16 protein-coding genes are annotated in these 19458 nt (G+C 42.5%); 5 read left to right on the top strand and 11 right to left on the bottom strand.

The window, feature by feature from the left end:
- Window positions 1-26: 26 nt before the first annotated feature.
- From DP116_RS08840 to DP116_RS08810, 8 genes are all read right to left on the bottom strand, one after another.
- Window positions 27-581 carry a 2'-5' RNA ligase family protein gene (locus tag DP116_RS08840; protein WP_169154836.1) on the bottom strand — a complete coding sequence of 185 codons (555 nt, stop codon included), beginning with the start codon at window positions 579-581 and terminating at the stop codon, window positions 27-29.
- 88 nt (window positions 582-669) lie between these two features.
- The gene (locus tag DP116_RS28510; RefSeq protein ID WP_211173169.1) at window positions 670-825 is read right to left on the bottom strand and encodes a hypothetical protein; all 156 of its coding nucleotides are present in this window, start codon (window positions 823-825) and stop codon (window positions 670-672) included.
- 798 nt (window positions 826-1623) lie between these two features.
- Window positions 1624-2013, bottom strand: a complete 390-nt coding sequence (locus tag DP116_RS08835) for a DUF6444 domain-containing protein (protein ID WP_169154835.1) — start codon at window positions 2011-2013, stop codon at window positions 1624-1626.
- A 169-nt stretch (window positions 2014-2182) separates the two neighbouring features.
- On the bottom strand, window positions 2183-3997 hold the full coding sequence (locus tag DP116_RS08830; protein WP_169154834.1) for an iron uptake porin: 1815 nt from the start codon (window positions 3995-3997) through the stop codon (window positions 2183-2185).
- A 570-nt stretch (window positions 3998-4567) separates the two neighbouring features.
- Window positions 4568-4849 carry a 4a-hydroxytetrahydrobiopterin dehydratase gene (locus tag DP116_RS08825; RefSeq protein WP_169154833.1) on the bottom strand — a complete coding sequence of 94 codons (282 nt, stop codon included), beginning with the start codon at window positions 4847-4849 and terminating at the stop codon, window positions 4568-4570.
- A gap of 395 nt (window positions 4850-5244) precedes the next feature.
- The gene (locus tag DP116_RS08820) at window positions 5245-6282 is read right to left on the bottom strand and encodes a WD40 repeat domain-containing protein (RefSeq protein WP_169154832.1); all 1038 of its coding nucleotides are present in this window, start codon (window positions 6280-6282) and stop codon (window positions 5245-5247) included.
- Between the two features lie 191 nt (window positions 6283-6473).
- Window positions 6474-8555: a serine/threonine-protein kinase gene (locus DP116_RS08815; RefSeq protein ID WP_169154839.1), complete on the bottom strand. Its 2082-nt coding sequence runs from the start codon at window positions 8553-8555 to the stop codon at window positions 6474-6476.
- A gap of 646 nt (window positions 8556-9201) precedes the next feature.
- Window positions 9202-9390, bottom strand: coding sequence for a hypothetical protein (locus tag DP116_RS08810; protein ID WP_169154831.1), 189 nt, complete (start codon window positions 9388-9390; stop codon window positions 9202-9204).
- A gap of 32 nt (window positions 9391-9422) precedes the next feature.
- Here DP116_RS08810 and DP116_RS08805 point away from each other — a divergent pair, with 32 nt between their 5' ends.
- Complete coding sequence (locus DP116_RS08805) at window positions 9423-10148, top strand: FkbM family methyltransferase (RefSeq protein ID WP_169154830.1); 726 nt, start codon at window positions 9423-9425, stop codon at window positions 10146-10148.
- Window positions 10149-10547: 399 nt separating this feature from the next.
- On the opposite strand, the gene DP116_RS08800 is transcribed toward DP116_RS08805, so the two are convergent.
- On the bottom strand, window positions 10548-12776 hold the full coding sequence (locus DP116_RS08800; protein WP_169154829.1) for a glycoside hydrolase family 57 protein: 2229 nt from the start codon (window positions 12774-12776) through the stop codon (window positions 10548-10550).
- Between the two features lie 53 nt (window positions 12777-12829).
- Between DP116_RS08800 and DP116_RS08795 the strand changes: the two genes are divergently transcribed.
- Window positions 12830-13027, top strand: coding sequence for a hypothetical protein (locus tag DP116_RS08795; protein WP_211173168.1), 198 nt, complete (start codon window positions 12830-12832; stop codon window positions 13025-13027).
- An 82-nt stretch (window positions 13028-13109) separates the two neighbouring features.
- Here the strand turns inward: DP116_RS08795 and DP116_RS08790 are convergent, their stop codons facing one another.
- Both DP116_RS08790 and DP116_RS08785 read right to left on the bottom strand, forming a co-directional pair.
- Window positions 13110-13340, bottom strand: coding sequence for a NifU family protein (locus tag DP116_RS08790; RefSeq protein WP_169154827.1), 231 nt, complete (start codon window positions 13338-13340; stop codon window positions 13110-13112).
- A gap of 149 nt (window positions 13341-13489) precedes the next feature.
- A complete protein-coding gene (locus tag DP116_RS08785; RefSeq protein ID WP_169154826.1) occupies window positions 13490-15442 on the bottom strand; it encodes a S9 family peptidase in 1953 nt (650 codons plus the stop codon).
- 270 nt (window positions 15443-15712) lie between these two features.
- Here DP116_RS08785 and DP116_RS08780 point away from each other — a divergent pair, with 270 nt between their 5' ends.
- From DP116_RS08780 to DP116_RS08770, 3 genes are all read left to right on the top strand, one after another.
- On the top strand, window positions 15713-16744 hold the full coding sequence (locus DP116_RS08780) for an aldo/keto reductase (protein ID WP_169154825.1): 1032 nt from the start codon (window positions 15713-15715) through the stop codon (window positions 16742-16744).
- Window positions 16745-17062: 318 nt separating this feature from the next.
- The gene (locus DP116_RS08775) at window positions 17063-17494 is read left to right on the top strand and encodes a hypothetical protein (protein WP_169154824.1); all 432 of its coding nucleotides are present in this window, start codon (window positions 17063-17065) and stop codon (window positions 17492-17494) included.
- 213 nt (window positions 17495-17707) lie between these two features.
- Window positions 17708-19458 (top strand): NACHT domain-containing protein (locus DP116_RS08770; protein WP_211173167.1); only part of this gene is annotated, 1751 nt, incomplete at its 3' end.

The following is a 19458-nucleotide window of genomic DNA, read 5'->3' as shown; positions in this document are numbered from 1 at the left end:
AGTTGGATTTGGGGGAAGCCCCATCTTCAGCCGAAGGCAAGATGGGGTACTTCACCATTCCACCGCCTACCATCGTGTAGCAACAGCTTTAAGTCAGAAGCAGTAAACTCAAACTGTAACTGTTGCTTTTCAAATTCAGACCAAGCTGCCTGAAAGTTTTGCCTGCTTAAGTCTCTAAACGCAACTGTCATATGGGGAGCAAAGGGACGAGTTTTCCCAACCTTGTCAACAATTCCCAAGTTACTCTCCATATACATTATCAAATCAGTATACAAAGTCATCAGTTCTAAACTTCTGACAACATTAATGTATATCACACGAGGGGCAAAAGCACCAAACCCACTCAGTGTAATCGGCACAGACTCTCGATCACTGGCAAAATATTTCAGGCATTCTTCTAGTCTTGGTACGTCAGCATCTGCCCATTTAAAGGGCGGTTGCAGGGTGATGTGCGGTGGAGATTTTTGGGCGTGACGACTAGCATATTTATCAGCAAAGTACTGCTTAATTTGATTTGCGTAATCTTGAATTTCCTGCGGTGGCAGGAGGGCTATAAAATAAAGTCTCTGTGATAGCTGCATTTGTGAAACAGTGATCAGATGGTAACCGTTCAGGGGGTACAAATAAGAAACAATATCCTAACGTTGAAGAAAAAATGAAGTAACAAAATTAAGCCGCAATCAAGTCGTGATCGCCAGAAGAAGAGGTCACCTGAGGAAGCAAGGAAGGAGCAGGTTTACCTGCACGAGCAGCAACAACCGCGTGTGTCATAAACTCCAGGACATTACGTTGTTGAGACTTGAGAGTAGTGACCACAGTCAACATCCGAGCAACAAAACTACTTCCGGGCGGTCGTCCTGTGGCGTTTGTCGGGGCTGTGGCAGGGCGTTCGCCGGGGGTTTTTACTATTTCACCTTACTCTTAAAATAAGCATTTATACTCTCTAAAAGAAGTGTAAATTCAACTTTCTTGGCGCAATTTACCTCATTACTATTGTGATTTGGCTCAAGTGATGACAGACCACTAGTGCATAAGTTAATTTCACATAAAACTATTTATAGAGTATAGCTATAAGAGCTTTTGTCCTATAGCCTCAACTGATAAGGATAATGACAATGAATGTAAAACGAATTCTGAAAGTGATGATCGTCATGCTAGTAATATGTCTAGCAACCGTCTCCCCTTGTTATGCAGCTCGAATTTACAATAATACGGGCACTACGGTCGTAGTTGGAAGTTCTGGTACATCTGTATCAATTGCGCCAGGGCAAAGAAGTGAAAGCTTAAGCTGGAATGTTAACAATGTCTCTGTCAGAAGACAGGATAATAATGGCGAAATATGTAGTCTAGATTTTGGTCTTAAGAACCAAATTAAAGGGGGCAATTACATGGTGATAGAGCAATCGGGAAACTGTTTTATATGTGACTCTAACCGTAAACCAATCGAAGGTAATGGTTCTTGTTGATTCGCTTTCCCACTGCTACGGGTCGATTTAAAGGTGTTTAAGGGCTTGAGGTAGGTTTGCTCTCTGAAGCACTATTACCGAGCACCTTTCCCGATAGCTCCCAATCATTTCCCTATGCCTTGTGAGGTGTGGGGATTTTTGGTATCCGGCTATCGGGCTAAATACGTAATTTTTTATACTTTTTATATTCGCTTCGATAAAGGGTATTTATGTGGTCAACTATACGAGCACATCTTTCTGCTGGGTACAATGAACGACCATGACCTTCGTGACCTTTTTGCCCTCCCCGCTTTCTACCACTTTTTTGCTTTCTCTGTGTTTTTGGCGTATTGGGCGGGTCAGTTGATGGGGGAGATGATGAGTTTTTCGATGTGCAATTTATTTTTTCTAACAGTTGCTGCTGAACTTCTAGCAACATCCCTACTTGTTGTTCCAATTTTTCTATGCACTGCCACATGTCCTCCACCAGTTTCTGAACGCTAGGTGGAGTTCTTTCCCAATCCTGTTGAGGTATATGCTGTCTGTAGGCAGGGCTATTTTCTTCCATACCTCTGAGATTACCAGAATTTGGTTGCTATTGTTTACGATCGCATTCCTAACCCCCTGAACGGTTACGATCAGATGAATGCCCAATTTAGCTAAAAATATAAAAAGCCCCGCTGCAATCTGCGGAGCAATTATTATGCTTACAATATCTGATAAATATTGTCAACTATCTAGAAGGTGAATGTTGTTCTGAGGGTTCCAATAAACGCATTATCGTTATTGCTATTCTGACCAGGAGATATCTGATAAATCACACCAGGAGTAATGGAAACATTATCACTTACGCGATACTTGTAAAAACCCTCGATTTGATATGGGACAGCGTTAGCACCAGCTACTCTGCCAAGGGCATAAGGTTGAGCACCTCCGAAAACACCTAAGACGTTACCTTTCTTGCCCAAGTCAGGTAAGGCAACTCCCAATCCGTAGCTCCAAGCTTCATAGTCATCATTTCTACCAAAACCTGTTACGTCGTGATAGGAAACGAAGCCACTAACAGAGAGTTTGTCACTCGGTCTAAACGCTGCTGACAAACCATAGGAGTTGCTGGAAGATGCATTGGTCGAACTCAGAGCGTTAGCTTGTGAAGTACCTACAACAGGGACATTTGCTCCTTGGAATCCACCAGCATCAAATAAAGCACTACCAGCACCATGATATCCGTGAACGTAGGTGGCTGCTAACGCAATCCGCTGACCAAGATTAAAGTTTAATTGTCCTAAAGCAGCATAGTTACCATTGAATATACCTGAACCTATACCTGGATTATTCGGTTCAGATCCCAAGTAACTCACTGTTAGCGAACTTGGTTTGAGAATACCGCCACCTTTACCAAAGGGAATATTGAGCGCTGCACCTGCACCCCCACCAATACGATAAATGGGGTTTTCAGAACCGAAGGTAGTCAAAGCGCCGTTACCGCCGTCATAGTCTTCAAAGTAGGGGTTATTGGTAGCAGCATAATCGCTGTGAATACCACCAGTAGCTGCAACGTAAAGTTGGGCAGGTCCTATGGGGACGTAGTAAGCCAACCAATCAAGGACAATGTCATTGCTGTTGCTACTATCTCCATTAAGGTTAAACGTTTGAAAGCCTTCAGCATTTTGCTCTGAGGTGTCTATAACTCCGTTTCTATTGACGTCTACATTACCACCTGTATTTAATCTTCTGGCGTTACCAGTTGCCAAACGCGTATGCAGAACGTCCTTACCTGTGAAGCTGGTTTGCAAATCTAAACGTACTCTGTTCTGGAAGACAGTATTATTGTTTTTGCCTACTGTATCGCCGAAAGCATCACTGAGGGCGAAGATTGCTTCACCAACGAGTTTGGTAGTCGTTGAGAATTGGTTTGCTTCCAATTCTGCTGACCGCGCTTCCAATACATCTACACGACCGCGTAGAGTCGCCAATTCTGCAGAAAATTCTTCTTGTAAGCGCTGCAAAGTCGTCAGATCTTCTTTTCTTACTAAGTCGGATGTTGCTGTCGCAATGAGTTCGTTAACGCGGTCTAGACATGCATTTAAACCTGCAGCAAATTCATAACGAGTCAAAGCACGGTTCCCACGGAACGTCCCATTGGGATAACCAGCAATACAACCATACCGCTCAACTAAGGACTGTAACGCTTGGAAAGCCCAATCTGTTGGCTGTACGTCGGAGAACTGGGAAACCGATGTCACTTGGGACTGAGAATTATTGTTCCCCTCGTTGCTGTAGCTGCTTACTTGCTGCGAAACGTTGACTTTTGTTTGTTGTGCTTGAATCAACGTCTCTGGCTTGGGGGAAACTGCAGTCGCAGTTGTTGTCGTTGAAGTTGTTGAGACTGAACTAGAAGCTTCTTGATTATTGCTCGTTTGTGAAACTTCTGTTGTCACAACTTCATGGCTGATGTTCTTTGGGGCTGCGATCGCCGTTGTGGACACCAACAACGTTGCTCCCAAAACTGCTGGACTGGTTACTAGAGATTTCCACAAGAGATTAGACATGTTTCCTGTTCTCCTCACACCTTTGTATAGATAAATTTTTTGCTGCAACTGTTTTCAAAGTTGCAAGTTTTTATTGATACTTGTGGATTAGGCATGCTGGCCCAGTACACTACTTTAGTTTTTGCCAAGCTAACAAACAGTTAAGTTTAGGTAAAAAAACAATGCAATTAACTTATGCAAAAACGTATTTCTATTTACTTGCAATTATAAATTAGGAAAAATGGATGACAAGATTGAAGCGATCGCCTTCTAAACTGTCACACCTCTGACTTCAGTCTCCAAAAATCGATTTAGATATAACATGATGTCAAAAATATCCTCTCTGGGAACTTTTTCCCCACTCAAAATATCTTGCACAAAAAATTTGAAAAGAATTCAGCGATATGAATTCAGCAAAAAGTTCCCCACGGATAAATCCGGGGGATTCAGTAGCGTCTCCTACCGAGACGGTGCTTTAAACACTCGATATTTCTGTCGGCAAACCTGGGTGTAGTAGTGAATCACCACTCACACACTCGTCATTCTGGCTAGTGGCTTCTGACTTCTTATTTGGTTATTTTTTATCCTAACTTAATTAATTTCGGAAATGAGCTTTGCCAAATCAAAGTCTTTCTGTGTCAATCCACCTGCGTCATGCGTTGTCAGTGAAATCTTGACTTTGTTGTAAGAAATTTCAATATCTGGATGATGTTGTGCTGACTCAGCAGGTTCAACAAGCTTATTTACAAATTCTATAGCCTCGATAAAGTCTTTAAATTGGCGCGTACATTGTAACGTTGACGCCTGCAGTGTCCAATTTGGCAAATGGCTTACCTTTTCTTGAATTTCTTCTTCAGTAAGTAGCTGTGTCATATTAACAAATCCCAAATTGATTTTAATACTAGTTTAAAGTCCAGTCGCTTGATTGGGCGTTCACATGCTACCACATCACTCACGGGGCACTTGCCAAATCTTGATGATATTATCAGTGCACTGATTGATCGCGCTAGGCTACCTGTAGATGACACATACTATTTCGTAAGCTTGAGCCGCAGACGAAGGAGTTACTATTTGCAAAGTTGAGGGAAAAGTTGGAGAACTTTGGAGACAGTATTCAACTCTCGTTTCTTTCTGCTGTTCACGTTGCCCGAAAAGACAAATAAAGCTTATGGACTTTTTTAGTACAAACGCAAGGAGAAAACTTCAGTTTCAAAAGAATTATGAATTTTGAATGATAAATGATACAAAACTTCACGATTTATCATTCATCATCTTGAAACAACGTGCCAAATCTTAACAGTCTTATCAAAACTACCACTAACAAGGGTTTTACCATCTGGACTAAACGCCACAGACCAAACTCTTTTGGTATGCCCCTTAAGAGTGCGAATTTCCTTTCCCATAGCCAAATTCCAAAGTTTGATAGTTTTGTCCCAACTACTGCTGGCAATGGTTTTCCCATCTGGACTGACAGCGACAGACAAAACTTTATTAGCATGTCCTGCCAGGGTGTAGATTTCTCTTTGCGTAGCGATCTCCCACAATTTGATCGTCTTGTCCCAACTACCACTGATGAGGGTTTTCCCATCAGGGCTGAAGATAAGGGAGGAAACAGCTTCAGAGTGCCCTCTGAGGGTCTGAGTTTCCTTTCCTGTGGCTACATCCCATAAATTAATGCTGTTGTCAAAATAGTTACCACTAGCAAGAGTCTTTCCATTTGGGCTAAAGGCAACGGTGTTAACTACGTCACACCCACCTTTGAGGGTGCGAATGATTTTACCTGTAGCCAATTTCCACAATTTAATAGTCTGGTCCCAACTGCCACTAGCAAGGGTTGAACCATCAGGGCTAATAGCAACAGCTTGAACTGAAGCTAAATGTCCTGTCAAAGTCTGAATTTCTTTTCCCGTATCCAGATTCCACACTTTGATAGTTCTATCAGCACTTGCACTGATAAGAGTCTTTCCATCAGGACTAAATACAACTGAATTCACCCAGTCAGAATGCCCTACTAGAGTCCGGATTTCCTTGCCTGTATCGAGATTCCACAGCTTGATAGTCTTGTCTCCACTGACACTGACAAGAGTGTGTCCATCAGGGCTAATAGCAACAGCTAAAATTGAGTCTGAGTGTCCCGCAAGGGTAAAGGCTTCAGAAAAATTTTCGTCATGTGTTGTTTGAGATTCACTCTCGTGAGAAGATGCACTAGTAGTAGCAGCAGGGGAAGATTGTAAATACCAAACACACCCAAATCCTAAAAGCGCGATCGCCACACTCGTCAACACTTTAACTTTTGAATCAGTCATGTTCACAGAACCCTTGCAAAATTTAAAGTTGTGCTGCTCTCATGTTGCTACCTCTGTGAAATAGAGAGCATCATTCTTTTGTAGGAATATACTTATTTACCGATTGAAGCGATAATATTCCAGATTTGTGATTAGACTCTTGCGTATTTCCTGTAACGTTGACAACAGAAAAGTCTTCAAATCAAAAAATTTTAAAGAGACGTTTGCCAAATCCTAATAGTTTTATCATTACCTCCACTCACAAGAGTTTTTCCATCTGAACTAAAAGCGACAGATTGAATCCCATCGGAATGACCTTCGAGTGTGCGGATTTGCTGTCCTGTAACCAAGTTCCACAGTTTAATGCTTTTATCAAAACTACCACTAGCAAGTATTTTACCATCAGGACTAAAGGCAATAGAGGTCACTTTGCCAGAATGACCTTCAAGTGTGCGGATTTCCTGTCCTGTTGCCAAGTTCCACAGTTTAATGGTTTTATCAAAACTGCCACTGGCAAGTATTTTACCATCGGGACTAAACGCAACAGAGGTCACTTTGCCAGAATGACCTTCAAGTGTGCGGATTTCCTGTCCTGTTGCCAAATTCCAAAGTTTAATGGTTTTATCAAAACTGCCACTGGCAAGGGTATTGTCGTTGGGACTAAACGCCACAGATCGAACTGAGCTAGAATGCCCTCTTAGTGTGCGTATTTCATCTGCTGTTGCCAAATTCCAAACTTTAATTGTGTTGTCATTACTACCATCCGCAAGTATCTTACTATCATGACTAAAAGCAAGGGTATTAACTGAGTGAGTATGCCCCTCCAAAGTGCGCATTTGTTGTCCAGTTGCCAGATTCCAAATTTTTATAGTTTTATCTTCACTCGCACTCACTAGGATTTGTCCGTCTGGACTGAAGCTTGTGAAATTAACTGTATTGGTATGACCGCTAAGAGTGGAGATTTCCTGTCCCGTGACTAAACTTAACAGTTTAATAGTATCATTGCTGTTACTAGCAATTGCCTTATTATCTGGGCTAATAGCGACGGACAAAATTGAGTTGGTATATCCTTTGACAGTCGAGGCTAATAAAAAGTTTTCTAAAGGAGCCTGCTTACCCTGATGAAAAATCATTTCTCGATTTGTCGCGCTACTATTTGGCTGACTCAAACTAGCGGATATTCTCATTTCTAGATTATGAAATTGTCGATACCAAAATTCTCCAGAACCCAATAGTATAATGGCACTGCCAGCTAAGAGCAAATTTCTTAACAAAAGATATGGTTTTGATACAGTTTGCAGCTGAGTAATTGATAACTTTGTGATCTGCTTTATTTGAGTTACAGCTGTTGATTGTGATTGTTTTTGGTGCTTGATGAGCAAATCAGCAAGAACTTGATGAGCTGATTGGTAGCGATCCTCTATGTCTTTTTGCAATAGCTTGTCGAGAATTTGTGCTAATTCTTCAGTGATTGGGTTTTTCAGGTACTGTTGCCAATCTTTTACCCAGCTATATCCATGTTCTGTCCATAACTTAAAAGGGGAAACTCCAGTTAGTAAATGAAAGCAGGTCGCCCCAAGAGCAAACAAATCACTGGCTGGATAAGCAGCACCGTCCCTGATTTGTTCAATCGGGGAGTAGCCTTGTGAGCCAATGGAAGTCCCGATTTTCATCTGTGCTTGTGCTGTTAACTGCTTTGCAGAACCAAAATCAATCAGGACTAAATTTCTGCCTATTTCCGAAACCGCTGTTTTTGAGGATAGAGAGGTTTGACGGCGGATAATATTTTGTGGCTTAATATCCCGATGAATCACTCCTTGCTCATGAATAAACTTGAGAACAGGTAGTAAATCTAGCAATATTTTTTTAATTTCACTACAGTTATACTTCTTCTTTTGTTGGAGTTCAGTTAACAAATTTTGACCATCAATAAACTGCTGTACCAAATACAGGTATTTATCTTGTTCAAAGTAAGCCAAAAGCGTTGGAATTTGAGGATGTGTTCCAAGTTCTTGTAGCCGCTGAGCTTCTTTTTCAAACAATTCTATTGCTTTTTTGAGTGCCCAGGTTCCCTGGATTCTTGGAGCTAACTGCTTAATAACACATCGTTCATTTAATTTATCTACATCTTCTGCTAAATAAGTTCTACCAAATCCGCCCTCATCAGAAAGAAGTTTAATAATATGGAAACGATTTCGTAGCAGTGGTATCAGTGGAGTGCTGCACGTTCTGCAAAACTTTTTTCCACTGGGATTTAGGGGATTTGAACAATCAGGATTAAGGCAGCAGATCATCATTGGTAGGCACGACTGCGTGATAAATTACGCTTAAGTTATCCCTAAAAAAAATCATGATGATTGATCGTTACTCTTATTATACAAAATGTCAAGAAAATCGGAATATTTTTGTCCTGATAATTTTGCCAATTGGTATCAGTACTACTGAAAATAAATTTATAACAAAATTCATAGTTTTTTGTTTTTCAAGACAGTTATACGCGGATATACATAGAGATTTTTGCTTATAAGTAACTATCATGAACTCAAAACCACAGCAGCTATGAAAATTGACTTTTACTCCGCACTTTTTCAAGTCAGGTCAACATTAAAAAACGTAAAATAGAGTCTTTGCGATTACACCAGTCCCAAAGGGACACGCGCAAGGGAGGCGTCTACAGGGAGCTTGCACTTTTAAGAAGGGGCTTGGGTTGAACGCCATGGAGATTTCACGTTTCATTAAGTGGAGTTACTTAGAACTGGAGTTTACTCAACTTAAGACTAAGCGGGCGAGCCTCCCAAAGCGAGGAGCTAAGCGCCTTATGGCGCAAGCACTCGCGTTCGCGAACTGAAAAATGCTTACTTGTTGAAATTGATACTAAATAACAACAAAATAACCCAGGAGTGCGCTCGTTAACGAACTGAAAACCTCAAAGATGATATATTAAAGGCTTAAGCCGTTTTTGACATTTACGACTTTCATCGTGTAGTACCTTTTTTGACCACTGGAAGCGCGAATTCTACGTTGGCGTGGTTCACATGGTGACCAAACAGGAGATTTTCCACGAGGTTTAGGAGATTTGGCAGGAGTACCAATCGCTGCTAAAATTCTTCCTGTGTTGATTGTTGACACATTTACCCAGGTTGCTAAAGGAAGTCATCACAATGTTGAGAGACATAGCTTATTCTTTGATTTCGGCAGGCTATAAAATACCCAAATCTGTAGAAGAAAAAATAGGTCGATTTTCTTACCAAACTTACTTAGTGACTCTTTTGAAGAAATTAAGAATTAACTGTGTCCTTGATGTGGGAGCTAATATCGGTTACTTTGCAGAAAACATCAGGAAACTAGGCTATAAAGGACAGATTCTTAGTTTTGAGCCACATCCAGAAATATTTCCCACTCTTCAAAAGAACTTTAAACACGATACCCTTTGGAGAGGATATGATTTGGGACTTGGAAGTGAGGATGCTTTGGCGACCTTTAATTTGAACACCTATTCAGAACTGAGTTCATTTCTAGTGCCTAATGCTAGTATGCCAAAAACTGTTAATTCCTGCGAAGTCAAAATCAAGCCTCTAGACTCTCTTTTGGATGATATTCTCACTTTAGTGCCTGAACCGCGTATCTTTTTAAAGATGGATACTCAAGGATATGACATTGAAGTTGTTAAGGGTGCAAGTAAGTGCATAGATAAAATTCTGTGTTTGCAATCTGAAATCTCTGTGCGACCTAATTACATTAACATACCTTCATATTTGGATGCCTTAAGGTATTATGAATCCCTAGGTTTTGAGCTTATTGATTTATTTCCTGCCTTTCGTAATTTTGACGGTTATGTTACTGAATATGATTGTTTGATGGTGCGTTCTAAAACATCTTCTGTTTAAACTGGACATGAAAAACGACCCAGTGCCACTGGGCTAATAAAGGGTGGATTGAAAGGTAATATAAACTACATATTTAAGCAGACTCCAGATTTCGTTTACGTGCCTTAGGAGTCTTTTTTTTTATAACATATAAGTAATTCTACGTTGACATATTTTTCCACCTTTCTAACCAGAGGATTTTCCACGGGGTTTGGGGGGTAACTCTTCGGTGGAGTTAATTCGGTGAACACCTGAAAGCAGAAAAGTAAAATGGTCAAGCTGACTTTGGTAATTGCTTTTTTGGTTTAGCAGTACCTTTGTTGCACCTTCTCAAAAAAAGTAAGGTGGGCAGTTCCCACCCTACAGAATCATAAGTTCAGGCTACAAAATTGCAATCATTTTGATCGTGCAAGATGTGACTCAAGGTACTTCAATTGGAATCAAAGCATTTTCTGGAAGATAATTGCAGAAACGTCCTTCCTCCGAAAGCACCAAAATCAAGCGCAAGGGATAATCTGGCGGAATTTGCAAATCTGCCCAAGGAACCGCCAATTCCAAACATTTGTTGAAAGCGACTTGAGCACGACTAGCACGCGGATACCATTGATAATCCTCCCCAGCTTCCCGAAACTGAATGGATTGCGTCAGCAAGTTAATCTCCAAATGATGGTGGAACAGGTAATTCATTGGAGATGTATCTGGCACTTCTGCTAAAGGAACAGGACTGTTGTGCATCGTTTTGTCAGGATAATACCACAGTAGATTCAATTCTGGTGGCACATCCTGCCCTAGCTGAATTGCTGTTTTGAAGTCTAAGCGTAAATAGAAATTCAAGTGATCCACTCCGTACCAAAGCCGCTGAATGGCACTGCTGTTGTGCATTGTTCCTCGTGCGCCACCAAGTTCTATGCGTCCGGCTTTGTCCCAGTCTTGCTCATCACCTTTACCATCTATGATTGGATGAATAAAGCTTTCTGGACGATGATCAGTCCTTGCCTCATGAACTTCTACAGGTTGGCGGAGGTAGGGTGGTATTGGTTCATTTAACGCCTTGTATATTGCGTACAAATGCTCTCGAAACAACTGATCAAAAATGGCATCCTGATTTGAGGAATGCCCTGCACCGAACCACCAAAACCAGTCAGAACCCTCTGCTGCATATAAAGCTTCCCATGCTTCGGGGTTGTTTTCTTCTGTTGCTTCTGGATGATTCGCTAAAGTTGCTCTGGCTTGCGTTAGGTAATCCCAAGCGCGATTTTTAGCAGGATCACCGATCCAAGTGGTGAAGCTACCATCTACCCAAGAACCACTGTGTAGTTGTTCTCCTGGGATAGTTGCTGTTGGTGGAAACTTTTCGATAAATTCTGAAACGGTAACGAGTTTTATACGCTGTTCGTTACTGAGGCTTTGATACAAAGCGTCTAAGAAAGGTTTGCCATCTTGGGGATAATATTCCCAGCAGTTTTCACCATCCAAGGCTATGGTCACTAACCAAGGTTGTTCGCTTTGGCGATCTTTTTGCATTCGGGCGATCGCCTGCAGATGCCCCACAAGATCCGCAGCTGCTTGCTTTGGTGACATGGAACCGTAGGTAAAACCAATTAAATCTGATAATCTGTGGTCCCGAAAGACAATAGACACGTCACCTGCTGCTGTTTGCAAGCGGTATGGTTGATACAACAACTCTGGGTTTTGCACATTTCCCGCACCATCGCGATGGAAAAACTGTTTCAGCGTCCAGCCTAATACCGCTTCATCTGAGCAAATCCACTTAAATCCTTGATTAATAATATACGGCAATATCTCTGGGCTGACTGATTGTTCCGAGGGCCACAAACCACGTGGCGTTGTTCCAAATCTATCTATGTACAAATTCCAAGCTTTCTGCAAATGCCGGGGAATATCTTCTGCCCACTGAAACCGATATTCTGGTAATGTCATATTATGAACTGCTACACGACCAGAGTTGGTATCGGCTAGTAAGGGCAAGATGGGGTGAGTGTAAGGCGAGGTTGTGACTTCTAATTGCCCGGCATCCTGCATTGCTCGATGTTGCGGTACAATTTTACTCAAAATTTCTCGCTGTTTTGAGTAAATTCGCTGGCGATCGCCCAAACTAAAATTTCGACCCTGCTTTAACCAAGCTTCAATTTCTGGGTCATCCCAAAACATCGGGTCAATCCACGCCAGATTGTGCCAAGCCAACAAATCACTATAATCTTGCTCCTGCCAATTTGTAAAACACCAAGCTTGTCCTTTCTCTTGTCTTGTATTATACAACTCACCATAACGCGGATGGGGGTCAATCAGATTGTGGTGATTGGCGTCAAAAAAATGCTCTATGATAAATTGTCTCTGTTGGTCAGATAGTTGCTCAGTTGGTGTCAGACTGAGTTGCAAATAAGGATCAAAGGCAGTGCCAGCAATGTAATCTTCAAGTTGCAATATCAGCGATGGTACCAAATTCACTGTTTGGTGCAATCGAGGATACCGCTCTAAAATCAGCACGAGATCCAGATAGTCCTTTGTACCATGCAAACGCACCCAAGGTAAACGATAATGCTGAGAACTAGACAGCGCGTTCGTGGCAGATTTGTACAGCGGCTGATGTTGATGCCAAATAAAAGCGACGTAGAGAGGATGAGACATAGCAAAAGTCAAGGGTTAAGGGGAGGTAGTGCGTTGCGGTGACGACAACCTGCTTGATGAGGGTCTCCCTCACTTGGCATCTGGTGAGTCCAGCGCTGCGGGAGGGTTTCCCTCCGCAGGCGACTGGCGTTAGCGCAGCGTCTCCGCAGGAGATACCCGAAGGGCGAACCCGGAGGGAGGTTCCCTCCGTTGTAGCAACTGCCGTTCAAGAGGAAGCAGGAGACAGTTGCTACAAGGGGTTTGTCACATAGTTTAGCAACTGCCATTCAAGCGCCAACACTCAAGAGTCTATGGACTTTGGACTCTTGAGTGTTAACTATTGACTAATAACTTTTACATCACTTGCTCAACTTCTGCAATTTCAGGAATCATTTCCCTCAAGCGACGTTCAATCCCCATTCTCAAAGTCATAGTGGAACTGGGACAAGAACCACAAGCACCTTGCAACCGTAGTTTCACAATGGGGCCATCAAGTTCTACGACTTCCACATTACCGCCATCAGATATGAGATAAGGACGCATTTCATCTAAAACGGTTTCGACATTGTCAATTGTAAGTTCCATAGTTGTAGACCTCTTCCCAAAATTTTTATTTTCTAGTCTTGTTAAGACAATCCTAGATCCAATTGCAGCTTGCTGGCTTGATTGTCTTTTCTCCTCGGTCTAATTGAATTATGAACCAAAAGTGACTGATGACTAACCATGAACAATTCTTACTTAACCACTCCAGAATTTCCCGGTATGTCACCTACTGCTTCTACTCGTCCGCCCAGATATTTGCTAAGAAACTCTTCTGCTTTAGCATAGAAGTGTAGCCGGTTTTGCGGACGTGCAAAACCGTGTCCTTCATCTGGGTAGAGGATGTACTCTACAGGCTTGTTTGCTTTTCGCATCGCTGCAACAATTTGTTCGCTTTCTGCTTGCTTGACTCGGGGGTCATTTGCACCTTGTCCAATCAGCAAAGGAACTTTGATGCGATCCACGAAAAATAATGGAGAACGAGACTTGAGAAACTCCGGCTCTTTTTCTAGATTACCGATACGATTATAAAATTCTGCTCGTCCTGACTCCCAATAGGGCGGAATACTTTTTAATAGCGTTATCAAGTTGCTTGGACCAACAATACTTACACCAGCAGCAAAGACATCAGGAGTGAATGTCAATCCTACCAAAGTGGCATAACCGCCGTAGGAACCCCCCATAATCGCAACTTTTTTCCGATCTGCGATACCTTGTTGGACAATCCAGTTAACACCATCAATCAGGTCATTGTGCATTGTACCTGCCCATTCACGATTTCCGGCGTTAAGGAATTTTTTGCCGTATCCGGTAGAACCTCGATAGTTGAGTTGTAGAACTGCGTAGCCACGGTTTGCTAGCCACTGCGCTTGTGGGTTGTAACCCCAAGTATCCCGCGTCCAAGGTCCGCCATGCACGAGGAGGACTGTAGGTAAATTCTTTGTCGGAATTCCTACAGGTGTTGTCAGGTAGCCGTGGATAGTCAACCCGTCCCGAGATTTATAGGAAATCGGTTTCATTTGGGCGAGTTGTAGACCTTCCAATTTTGGTTGATTGCTGAAGAGGAGTTTGCTTTGCTTAGAGGTGCGATCATAAGTGTAGTAGTAGACCGGACCGTTATCAGTACGATAAGCAACTAGCCAAGTTTTATCAGCAAGGTCGCGGTCAACGACAGAAAATTCACCTGGGCTGACTTTAGATATTGCCTGAAAATCCGGGGCAATACTTTTATCTAATATCTGCCACTCCAACTTGTCTTTCTCAAACGAAACCGCCTGAATTTGGCGTTTGACTGGGTGAGCAAACATTCCTCCTGCATCATACTGCGGGTCTTGAGCAATAACGGATTCTTTACCTGTAGCCAAGTTCAGCGCCAAAACTCGTGTCGCATTCGCATTATGACTTCCCGTGATATAAAGTGTTTTCCCATCCTGGGAAAAGCCAACAGCACCGCCTTCGTCATCAGGTCCCCATTTACGAACTATCTTCCAGGGTTGATTTGTTGTTTGCCTAACAGATAAGCTAGAACCTCCATCAGGAGTACTGGCTACAGATGCACGGATTTTCAACTGTGGATCTGCAACAGACTCAGTCACATTAACAGAGTTTTCTAATTCCAGCTTTGCTGCTCCCGTTTTCAGGTTGATACGGTAAGCATCGTGCTTGCGGGGGTCTTTAATATTCAGACCCACCAGCACCTCATTGGGGAAATTCGGCTCTAAGGCAATCATTCGCGCTCTCACGCCCTTATACGGCGTTAGGTCACGCACTTCGTTAGACCTTATATTAACAGCATAAAAGTGAAAATTTTCATCACCATCTGTGTCTTGTAGGTAAATTAATTGTTCACCATTGTAAGTCCAGAAGTAACTGCGGATACCACGCTTTTTGTCAGCAGTCAGAACTCGGTCGTCATTTTGACCTACTGTGCGTAGCCATACCTGCAATACATTATTCTTATCAGGTGCAATGTATGTTAGATATTTTCCATCTGGAGATAGTTGTGGATTTGTTTTTTCTGGATTTCCAAATAGAATCTGTCGGGGAATGAGTGGCGGTAAGTCAGCAAAGGATGCACTGATGTTGGTTAGGAGAGTTGCTGCAACGACTAAGGGGACAGCTACTACAGAAAAATATTTTTTGTTCATAAACCGAATACACTGGAAAATCTGCAAAATACAGTTCTTAACAATTTAAGTATCTGTCATTGGACTGAGAAATAGGGTTGTGGAAAAAAATTGTAAAATTTCTTTGAGCGGGACGGGGCTAGCTTTCGGGCAACCTGCGTGAAGCGTAAGCGCAAAGCCTTCTGTTTCCCCCGATCATTGCTGTTTTCTCTCAACAGTTAGATGCACTCTATTTTGCATCGTGTCACTCTATGAGAACGAATTATGACAATTATTTAGAAACAGAAATTTGTGGATATCAGCAGACGAGATTTATTGAAAGTAGCTTCTACCTCAGGTTTGGTTGCAGCAGGGTTGGCAGGTACCGAAGGGTTCTTCTCACAACTACAAGCCCAAAATAAACCCACTCAGACCAGAAGCGGCGAAATGATCTACAGAACTTTGGGACGCACCGGAGAAAAAGTATCCGTGATTGGTTTAGGAGGTCACCATATTGGACGACCAAAAGATGAGCAAGAAGGTATCCGTCTCATCCGGACTGCGATTGATCGCGGTATCAATTTCATGGATAACAGTTGGGACTACCATAACGGAGGAAGCGAAATCCGCATGGGTAAGGCTCTGCAGGATGGTTACCGTCAAAAGGTCTTTCTCATGACTAAAATAGACGGTCGAACAAAACAGGCGGCGACTCAGCAAATTAATGATTCTCTCAAACGTTTGCAAACAGATCGTATTGATTTGCTACAGCATCATGAAATCATTCGCATGGAAGACCCAGACCGCGTTTTTGCTCCTGGTGGTTCAATGGAAGCAGTGCTAGAAGCTCAAAAAGCAGGCAAGATTCGCTACATTGGCTTTACTGGACACAAAGATCCTCTGGTTCACCTGAGAATGCTGGAAGTTGCTGCTCAAAATAACTTCCATTTCGATACAGTGCAGATGCCATTAAATGTGATGGATGCACATTTCAGGAGTTTTGAACAGCAAGTTTTACCCAAACTAGTGAGCAATGGAATCGGTGTGCTGGGTATGAAATCAATGGGGGACCAAAATATTCTTAAGAGCAATACAGTGAAACCCATCGAATGTCTCCACTACGCCATGAACCTGCCAACTTCAACCGTGATTACTGGTATTGAAAGCATGGAAATTTTAAACCAAGCGTTTGAAGCAGTACGCACATTTAAGCCAATGAGTCAGGAACAAGTCAGGGCGCTGCTCGCTCGAACTCGCTCTGTTGCTGCAAAAGGTCAGTACGAGCTATTTAAGACTACGAATCAATTTGATAGTACAGCTAAGAATCCGGAATGGTTGGGATAATTGCTATTACGGAACAGGGAACAGGGAACAGGGGGATTTAGTTTCTTAAGGCTGTTGCTAGCGGTTTTCTATCGCTAGTTAAAGGCTCAGATCTTGCACCATAATTTTCGTCCGCCAAGAAATAAATTTCTTGGCTCAAAGCTTAAGTCAGTTAAAACGGACTGGGTAAGTCTGTGAGTCCGTTTTAACTGACTTTGTTTATAAGCCTTGAACTTGAGTTCAAGGCGTACTCATCGCTCTCGGTGCAAGATGTTATTCCGAAAAATTAGTGGATGCTACGGTATAAATAATACAGAAGAATCTACTATGAAATAATTTATGGAACCAGTAACTTTGACGGCTGTGGCTACAGCGATCGCCACCCTACTTCTAACAAAAGCACTGGAGAAAACTGGCGAAAATCTCGGAGATGCTGCATGGCAGCAAAGTCGCAAGTTAATCGAACAGCTTCGTACTAAGAATAAGTTACCATTACTCACCAATGCTACACAAGCAAACGAACAGCAACGGTTAGATTATGGGCAAGCTGTGCTGGAACTCAAAGCAGCGGCAGACGCAGATCCAGAAATTGCTCAAGGTGTTGTGGAAGTAGAAGCAGCAGCGAAAGGTGATCCAAAAATTGCTGCAAAAGTTCAGGCGTTAGAAAATGACATCAACTCTCAACCAGCAACCGTCATTAATTCCACGAAATTAGCTGATTCGATTAAAAACGTTTTCCAAGGAAATACTATTATTGGTGGCACTTTTTGACTGAATTCGCCCGACGGGGAGAATCGGGTAAAGTCAACTCCCATCAACTGGCGCGAAGTCTGCCAAAACAAATTCCAACAGCAACTCGATGTTAATCGTCAACGACGGCTAGCAACACCAAGGGGATTTGAACTCGATATTTATGTCCCTTTAGGACTTGTTGAGCGCAAACAACAGCCTCGCCGCAGTGAGGATATCTCACCGGAAAAAGGAATGCTTGCGTATCAACTTACTGAGGAAGTTATCAAGACGACTTATGAGCATGAGAAATTTCTCACAGAGGTGATTGGGGATGCTTCCAACATCAAAGACAAGAATATAGCCATTATCGGAGAACCAGGAGCGGGAAAGTCTACCTTGCTGGAAAAGATTGGCAAGTACTTAATTGAGCATAACGCCTTGCCAATCTATATTCCTTTGAGCAATTTGTCTGGGGACACGCTGGAAAAATACCTGCTGAAAAGTTGGCTCGAAAATCCAATCACACTAAACCAACTGCAAGAATTGTTGCAGCAACAACGGGTATGGTTTCTGCTGGATGGTTTGGATGAGATGCAAGCTGCATCTTCTGTTGACGCTTTAAATAAGATTAGCCAAGACATTAGCAAACTTGCTGCGGCGCGAGTTGTGTTAACTTGTCGGCTGAATGTTTGGGATGTTAGCACCAAAAATCTGCTTGACTTCCAGAATTTCAAAACTCAGGAGTTTAGCAGCGGGCAAGTGCAGGATTTTATTCTAGCTTGGTTCCAGCGGGCTGAGGAAGAGGATAAGAGAACAAAAGGACAAGGGGAACTGCTATGGCAAAAGCTGAATGAATCTGGAAGGGAACGCTTGCTTGACTTGGTAAAAAACCCCCTGAGATTAGCTTTGATGTGTCAAGTCTGGGACATGACTAAGGATTTACCAGAAACTCAAGCTGCACTTTACAAGCGATTTACACTATACCACTATGAATGGAAACAAGCTGAATTTCCAACAACGCTCGCCCAACAGAATGAGTTGAATGCAGCTTTAGGAAAGTTGGCACAGGAGGCGATCGCTTCTGGAAAAACCCGATTTCGCATTGGACAGAATTTTGCTTACCGGGTGATGGGAGAGAATCTCTTTAATTGCGCTTGTCGTTTAGGGTGGCTGAATCAGGTAGATCGAGATAAACAAACAGATGAACCGTTTTATGCTTTCTACCATGCCACGTTTCAGGAATATTTTGCGGCATTAGCGATTGATGATTGGCACTTTTTGCTTAACCACGTCCCCAACAACCCATCCCAAGGAACTTATCGCATATTTGAACCCCAATGGAAGCAGGTGATTTTGCTCTGGTTGGGTTGCGAAGAACTAGAAACAGAGCAGAAAGAGCAGTTTATAAAAGCATTGGTAGAGTTTGAGGATAATTGCAATAACTTTTATAAGTATCGAGCCTATATTCTAGCTGCAAGGGGAATTGCTGAGTTTAGAGATTGTTCTAAAGCTGATGAAATCGTAGAGCAAATCGTTCAGTGGGGTTTTAATACTTCCCTCATTGACAAACTTATCGAACCTATCGAAAATATCACAAACTTTTCTCTTCAAGAAACAGCTGAGGCAGTACTCGCAGAGACATATCGCCCAAAAGCTATTAATGCTCTTGTCAAGTTCATCTGCAACTCCAAAGATGATGATAGCTGTTGGCAAGCGGCACAGAGCTTAGAGAAAATTGATCCTGGTAACTCTGATGCGATAAGCGCTTTAGTCAATTTAATCCGCAACTCCAAGTCTGATTATACCTGTTGGCAAGCAGTATATAGCTTAGGGAAAATTGGTGCTGGCAACTCTGATGCGATAAGCGCTTTAGTCGAGTTCATCCACAACTCCAAGGATGATTTTATCCGTAGGCAAGCGGCAGAGAGCTTAGGGAAAATTGATCCTAGCAACTCTGATGCCATCAGGGCTTTAGTCGATTTAACCCGCAACTCCAAGGATGA

The organism is Brasilonema bromeliae SPC951, assembly GCF_012912135.1.
GTDB lineage: Bacteria > Cyanobacteriota > Cyanobacteriia > Cyanobacteriales > Nostocaceae > Brasilonema > Brasilonema bromeliae.
This window is presented reverse-complemented; position numbering and strand designations above follow the sequence as displayed.